The sequence below is a fragment of the Deltaproteobacteria bacterium genome (assembly GCA_020845775.1).
GTDB lineage: Bacteria > Bdellovibrionota_C > UBA2361 > SZUA-149 > JADLFC01 > JADLFC01.
Genome location: JADLFC010000145.1, coordinates 1 through 7194, shown reverse-complemented (window position 1 = coordinate 7194; position 7194 = coordinate 1). Strand labels below are relative to the sequence as shown.

The 7194-nt window shown below is 42.8% G+C and carries 8 protein-coding genes; 5 read left to right on the top strand and 3 right to left on the bottom strand.

The window, feature by feature from the left end; all coding sequences use genetic code 11:
* The first annotated feature begins 120 nt into the window (after positions 1–120).
* The gene (locus IT291_09730) at positions 121–483 is read left to right on the top strand and encodes a hypothetical protein (protein MCC6221505.1); all 363 of its coding nucleotides are present in this window, start codon (positions 121–123) and stop codon (positions 481–483) included.
* A gap of 232 nt (positions 484–715) precedes the next feature.
* On the opposite strand, the gene IT291_09725 is transcribed toward IT291_09730, so the two are convergent.
* Both IT291_09725 and IT291_09720 read right to left on the bottom strand, forming a co-directional pair.
* Positions 716–1225: a 4-diphosphocytidyl-2C-methyl-D-erythritol kinase gene (locus IT291_09725; protein MCC6221504.1), complete on the bottom strand. Its 510-nt coding sequence runs from the start codon at positions 1223–1225 to the stop codon at positions 716–718.
* Between the two features lie 9 nt (positions 1226–1234).
* The gene (locus IT291_09720) at positions 1235–2107 is read right to left on the bottom strand and encodes a DNA adenine methylase (GenBank protein MCC6221503.1); all 873 of its coding nucleotides are present in this window, start codon (positions 2105–2107) and stop codon (positions 1235–1237) included.
* Positions 2108–2443: 336 nt separating this feature from the next.
* On the opposite strand from IT291_09720, the gene IT291_09715 reads away from it, so the two are divergent.
* From IT291_09715 to IT291_09705, 3 genes are all read left to right on the top strand, one after another.
* Positions 2444–2686 (top strand): hypothetical protein, encoded by a 243-nt coding sequence (locus IT291_09715; protein MCC6221502.1) that lies wholly within the window; start codon positions 2444–2446, stop codon positions 2684–2686.
* Between the two features lie 62 nt (positions 2687–2748).
* Complete coding sequence (locus tag IT291_09710; protein MCC6221501.1) at positions 2749–3543, top strand: HEPN domain-containing protein; 795 nt, start codon at positions 2749–2751, stop codon at positions 3541–3543.
* Positions 3544–3726: 183 nt separating this feature from the next.
* Positions 3727–5253, top strand: a complete 1527-nt coding sequence (locus tag IT291_09705; GenBank protein MCC6221500.1) for a hypothetical protein — start codon at positions 3727–3729, stop codon at positions 5251–5253.
* 72 nt (positions 5254–5325) lie between these two features.
* Here the strand turns inward: IT291_09705 and IT291_09700 are convergent, their stop codons facing one another.
* A complete protein-coding gene (locus IT291_09700; protein MCC6221499.1) occupies positions 5326–5745 on the bottom strand; it encodes a hypothetical protein in 420 nt (139 codons plus the stop codon).
* A gap of 956 nt (positions 5746–6701) precedes the next feature.
* On the opposite strand from IT291_09700, the gene IT291_09695 reads away from it, so the two are divergent.
* Positions 6702–7103 carry a hypothetical protein gene (locus IT291_09695; GenBank protein MCC6221498.1) on the top strand — a complete coding sequence of 134 codons (402 nt, stop codon included), beginning with the start codon at positions 6702–6704 and terminating at the stop codon, positions 7101–7103.
* The last annotated feature ends 91 nt before the right edge of the window (positions 7104–7194 follow it).

Below are 7194 nucleotides of genomic sequence, written 5' to 3'. Positions count from 1 at the left end.
TTACGCTCCGACAAGACTATTGACCAACTTTGCTAGAGATTATAAACACACTTTAGGTGGCCGAAGTATTTTAGAATCACTGGCCGAAGTATTTTAGAATCGGGGGCCGAAGTCGCTAGAATGCGCACTAAGCGTGACTTTGATAGTGAGCTTTATCGATCCCTCGCACCAGGTGTACATACATTAGGATATGCCCTTGGGGCTGCCTTGGGCAAGAAAATGACTGATATCATCTTTGGTGATAAGAAAGAGGCTAGCCCCGAAACAAACCCCATAGTTGATAAGGACGACTCCAACTCATATTGCGTTGAGTCTGATTACGCATTTAAGCCACAGGTTGTGCCACCCACGGTACCAATGGTAGGCGTTCTCTACTACAAGACATTCTTGGTAGATAGATTTCCACTCCGCTTCTCCGTATCAGTAAATGGAGAAACTGCGTATTTTGATATCTCTTTGAAAGACGTACCGACTTATTACTAATTCTTCAGGTTCAGCGGTTCTTGCCGAGTCACAGATGGTCGGGGAGGAAATGAGAACCAGGGCCGCATGACGCACCCGTGATTATCCTGATAATCACGGGTAGGATCTAGGAGGAAAAAGACCGAACTTTACGACGTGGAAATGGCATATTTGGCATCGTAGAGCGAAGATTTAGCCAGTCAATTTCAAACCATGCCTAAAGATCGAGATGTCCCCTTGGTAACGCATGTAGCTAAGAAAAAGTATTGTTTACCCACAACAAGAACTCCTCTAATAACATCACCTTGATAACTTTGCAGCTCGAGGTTTCTTTGACATAAAGTCTGTTCTCTGCAGATCTTTTCAACCAAGGAATAGCTCCCTTCTTCATTCCACCTCCACCAGTCACAATAATTATTTCTTTTTCTGGGATAGCTTCCAAACAGTTTAAATATAAATAAGGAAGCTTTTCGTCCACAGATCCAGCAGATTGCTGCCATTTGCATTCTATTCGTATTTCTAGGTTATGCCTTCTAGATTTGAGCAAGAACTCTGTATATCCGGGGTGCCCATAAATAGTTGTATACGGAACATTCTTGAGTAGCAATTCATCTCCAAACCGGGCTTGATGTTGAGACCACTCTCTAAATGGAATCACCTGAAACCCATAACTTTCGAAGGTTGGCACTATAGTACGTTCGAGAACTTTTCCTTGTCTGTTTGCTTTGCCTCCCTGAGTAAGTTTCTCTCTTTCGACGACCACGTCTTTTGCCTAATAGTTTGTTACGATAATTTCGTACATCTTACCACGTTTGTGGCCTTTAGAATTAATCGCTCGAGTTGCTTCCACGTATTCGATCTTAAATTCTCGGTAAAGCCGCAAAATAAAATCAGTTGCGGAATTCGAGACCATGAACTGTGCTCCCTTTTTATCAAGCCGTCTACAGAAATCCCTTAGTTTTATCTGCATCTGCGAATCAAAACCGTCCTTGGTATAACTTGTAAAATAGGCAGTGTTGCTTAACGGAGCATAGGGCGGGTCTAAATAGACAAAATCCCTTGCTGAAATTTCCTTTTGAATCTGCTCAAAAGAGCATAATAAAATCTGCGCTCCCTTTAGAGCACGCGAGCAAGCTCTCAAATTCGACTCATCGAGTATCTTCGGGTTGTTGTAACGCCCGAACGGTGTGTTGAACTGACCCTTCGAATTCACCCGATATAAACCATTATAGCAGGTTTTATTTAGGTAGATCAGGCGGCTAGCTTTTCGTGTTTTTCCCCACTTTTTGAAATTCGGATCTCTATCAACTTCCCGAGTTTCGTAGTAGTAATCCCTTTCGTAAACATGTTTTCGTAAATCCTTGATTAAGGACGTTACCCTGGACCTAACCACTTGATACGCGTTAATAAGATCCTCATTAATATCAGAGAGGCAGGCTTCCTCGGGACATAACGCAAAAAATAAAGCCCCCCCACCCAGAAAGGGTTCAAAGTAGATGGAAAAGTTTTTTGGAACCCGTTCTAGCAGAGCAGGAAGCAACTGATTCTTTCCACCTGCCCATTTTACAAAGGGTCGGCAGTTGCTTTCCGAAATAACGATAGGTGAAACTGTTGTCCCCTGCTTTGTGATAACGTTGTTCTTCATAGTTTGGGTTATATTGTCCTCCTCTTAAACATCAAGCTGCAAAGCTTCCTGGGTCTTATGATGCGAAATGAGCCGAACTGCCTTCCAAGCTTAGAAGCCCCCTCTCTCTCTCTCAACAGTTGTTTTAGCTTGCCGTAACCTCACTGTTAACATACAAAAATGATATTTGCTACTGATCAGCTATCAACGGAATGCCACTAGTATGAAGCATGCATATGGAAGACCTAGCGGCAGTGAACCACGAATTCACAGGTGTTGGGGCAAAATACAATTACACTAGATCAGCAACGGGGAGAGGTGGCAGAAGACTTCGTCGACAAGGCGCAATAGGCGGTTATGCGCGATGAAAACCGCTATCAAGGGCAAAAAGCACCTTTCGCCTATCGGGGCAGCAATTCAGATGGCGAGTTTATTGAAGACGACCTTCGACAGCGATACTTGAAGTTTATGAAGGTAAGACGTGATGAAGGGATGCCGTACCGTGAGATCAGCAAGCGTGTGATGACAGAATTAGGAGTAAAGCTCTCACACTCTGAGATTCGGAAAATTCTTGAAGGGACGAGAAAGACAGCTTACTAGCCTCGTACTTCATTGTTTGATGCTTTTGGGGTATACTTACACCAAAAGGGAATCGAGCGAGCATGGGGCAACTATCAAAGAGAGATGATCAGAGACGAGCATTTACTCAACAAGCGGAGAGGTATCGTGATGCTGCTGATGAGGACTATATAACGGCCAGAAGTGCATATAAAAACAATCTACCATGTGCATTTTTAACTTCCGCTCATCAGTGCGTTGAGAAGTATCTCAAGTCAATACTTCTGTTCAATTCATGTTCCACTAACAAGTTTTCACACGACTTGGCTGCGTTAGTTGAGGAACTAGACAAAAAAGTTGGTTTTGTTCTTCAGGATGTTCCTGCGGCTTATATCAAATTTGTTCGTGAGTATTTGAATGTTTATGGCTTCAATCGCTATTTAGATAGTCCACTAGCATTTGGTATTTGGGGTGGAAACACCCCCGAATTGTTGGCGCTTGATTGGATCGTCTGGTATCTGCGGCGCTATACCAAAAATCTCTTTTATGGGGACATGTGTGGGAAAAAACTTAACGAAGTGGAGCAGATTCAAATTGAGCAAGAAAACTATGATCAACAAATTACATATCTAAGATCACCTAAACTCAAGAATCGTCCTCATTCATATAAAATCAATCGCGGCTTCTTGGAAAAGGTTCTCTCTGAAAAATGCTATAGACCTGCACGTAACATGCTGGTATGGAAAAACCCTTGTTTCGGGGGGCAGTCGCGCAAAAAGCTTAGGAATTATCCAATAAACTCTAAGTTCATATCAGGCAGGGAAAGATTAATAGGATTTGATCTGGTTAAAGATCAGGTTAAGGGACATTGGAATCAAAAAAGAGCAAAAGGGCAGTAAAAAATGTCCCATGAAAATGTAATACGAAAGTCGCTAAAATTAATCTTAGGATACTCTGACCTGTTCGGAGAACGGAAATCTTACGAGCATTTACTCAATCTGATTAAACAATATCCGCTTGAGCAATGGCTGAATTTTCTCAGCAGAATTCAATCCACTATTGCTGGTGACAATTTCGCTGACATGGAATGTCAAAGACGTGTAGTGGCAGGAATATTCAGTGCGCGGGGTTGTGATGCGTTAAGACAATGGTGCAAGAATAACCCAGAGAACGCGCAGTCGGCTTATGTTGTTGGCGAACGACAAGTGTCCATTCTACAGGAGTTAGCTTTTCTTCATGCACCTGAGAGGCTAGAAGGAAGGGCTTTTGGAAAAGAAGAGGATTTTTCCGTTCTCACTGACGCGCTCTTAATTGTAACCGATGTTATTCACGAATATGAAGGCGTAGCGAATGAAGACATGATTGCTATTGGGGCACACAATCACGCTACCTTCAATGATGCCGTTAGCTATAGATCCTTTTCTCGGGCTGTTGAGTTTTATGAAATTGGTAGAATGGAAAAGTCTTCAGAGGTTAGTCATTACGAGAAGCTATTTATAGCAGAAACGGGCTGCGTATTTGATGATTTTGTTCTTGGAGGTGTCTGCTTTGCGATGCATCAAGAAAGAGAAAACCCTGAACAAATTCATGAAGGCTGGCATGCTGTGCGAGCACCAGAACAGTGCATGAATCCCAAAGAGCGTGAAATAGTTCAAGCTTATGTTAACAGTCGTTGTGGTACAGTTGAGCAGATTCGATCAGCAATCAGGACCTTTGAAAAGGATCGACTTCCGCGTGACTTCAATCTGATTGCTCTTGCGCGATATCCTATCGTGAACTTTAAAGGAAGACTTTATGTCCTTAGTCCCAATGCGGTTGGTAGAGGTCTATTTGATGGACCTCGGCATATTGTCACTACGGCAGCGTTGAAAAGAGGCGATGATGAGTTGAAGCGCGTAGGAGGTGCTTATGGGCAAGTATTTCAAAGTTACATTCTTGCAGCACTTCACGGGAAGTTCGGAGATCGTCTAATTGTAATACCAAACGAGACGCACCCCAATCATGCAGACTGTATGTTGTTGTTTCAGAATTCCGTGGTGGTGATAGAGATTAAGAGCGAACATTTTGTTTCTAAGGAGCACTCTACGTTGCTCACGAGAAAGCAGCGAATTGAGCAAATACGAGACACAGGAATAGGTAAATCAATCAATCAAATTGCTGCAACCATTGATTCACTTCGTAAAGGCGAATTTACAAAAACTCTGAATGTTCCGAGATACGATTGGACCATAACTACAGTTGTTCCCTTGGTGTTTGCTGATGAGGAATTCCCGATGTTTCCGTTATTCTGGGAAGCGCTATACCAAGAAATGGAAAAACCTCTGAGCGATTTTAACAACGGTGCGGAGCGTGTCACAAAGCTGAGAATCATGTCTCACGATGAATTGGATTTACTGGAAGATTTAGCGGCCGGGAAAGATTTAGGTGAAGTTCTAATTTTGTGGGCGAATGATCCTAAAGGATACGATCTCACCTTCAAGAATTTTCTACTGGCTCAGAACTTCAGTATCGGAATTACCGTAAGAGTGCAGAAGATATGCGAGGCATTTAAGATATTAGCAACTCGCTTAGGATTAAATCTGGACGAGCGTACAGCGTTAAAGAACTGACCATTTATATAAAATGACACAAATACGAAAACGTGAGGCTTTATATAAATCTGCTCCTTCAGTTCGGTTTCGCTACTTCTCTCCTATTTCTGAAGTTTTCGAAACTATGGGCGGGGCCGGACACTTACGGTAGTTCACCGCACTTACTCCCTCAATTCCACGCACCACTACTCCAATTGCGACTTCCGCCAACGCGCTCTGCGTCCCTTGTCTTCGATGATTAAGCTCCTCTCGCGCTATAGTTGATCTAACACGGCTTTGATCCAGTCCCGGGCCACGCTGGGACTGGCATTTTGCAGTCTGGAAATGCTGAAAGGCCCTATCATCCTGGCGATGGCTGCGACTGCTATAAACGCATTGTTGCCGTACCCGGTCGCCATCACTCCTACCCGACTTTTTCCGGCTCACGATAGGCGGCTGGCACTGTCCCCAGCCAATATGACAAACCCAAGGAAGCAAATACTCAATGTGAGTAAATACTCCGCCTGTCATCAACAATGATCCTCGATCACGATACTACATAGATAGAGGAAAATGCGTCTATGATTTGGGATTTTCACATAGAATTTTTAGGATAAAAACACTATTTTTGGCGAGATTGCTAGTATTTTTGGAGGAAAATGGAACTTACAGATCGAACTACAAACCTTGTAATGCATAACAACGTGCTCTTTATAATTAACGAAATAGTAGACAGGCCTCTTCAGCCACAGAGACGGCTGCTACCCATTTTTAAATGCTTTATTAAGGGCAACAAGACGAAAGAGGAAATTTACCAAACCTTAATTTTGTTGGCCTTTGATGGTTGGTGCAGACAATGGCACCTCGAGACAAATCCCGATAACTATTTTCTCTTCATGGCGCTTGTTGAGCCACACCGTGAGTCAATCGAATTGCGCATTAGTAATGTGCTTAAAAAGGTTAAAGATGAATTCTTCAATACCCGACTTAGGCCGCCACGAGAAAGAAGGGCTAGATCTTGCGGTTTTTCGCGCAGAGGGATCGAACGTTAATACGGTTATGGAAAAATTCTATCCCGTCTTCACTTAAGAAAAGAGAAAAAGATAATATTAATATGGATACTTGCGGTAATAATGCGCAAAAGTGCTGGGGTTTTAATTTCCTACCTAAATTTCAAATTTTGGAAATAATGGAAAATAATTAATTCGGCTGCGGTTTTTCCGCGCGGCGAAATGATTTTTGACTGGTGATTTTAGCTTGGATAACCATATTGGTTTGCTATCCTTTTTAGGATGTCAAATAATTACAATTGGTTATCGAAGTCTCGGGTTGAGAAAAAGACGGGTTAGATAATTTCCTACCTAAATTTCAAATTTTGGAAATTATTCAGGGCCAAGAAGAGGACAATTTTTTATATTGCGGTTTTTATATTTTTGCGGTTTAAGTGGCTTAAAGTATTGGATAATGCACTTCTAGGAGAAATTTAGGTGAAGCTCGAGCCGCTGGCGCAAGCTGTTGATGGGGATGTTGATGAAATTAACAAAGAGTGTATTTTGCCTGAATCTCCTACCAAAACCTTTCTAGGTTATCCAGCCCCGATTTCAAATACAACCTACACGCCAAATCAGTTTTTCGATGTAGTTCTCCCCTACTCTTCCCGTGGCTGCGTTAGACTTGTCGCCTACATGTTGCGCCGCACTCTTGGTTGGTGTGATGAAAACGGTAATCCCGTCGAACGCGAAATTTCGTTTTCTTATTCCGAACTCCAAGAAAAGGCGGGGGTGAGCCGGGATATGATTAGAAGTGCCCTTGATGAGGCAGTTGCGGGTCGATTCATTAAATGTATCCATAAACTGCATGGGCTAATGAACTTCGGCCCCCGATTCTAAAAAGCTTCGGCCAGTGATTCTAAAATACTTCGGCCACCTAATCTAAAAATGTTCGGCCATCTTTTGGCTTAAAGAGCCAGTGGTTTGGTGT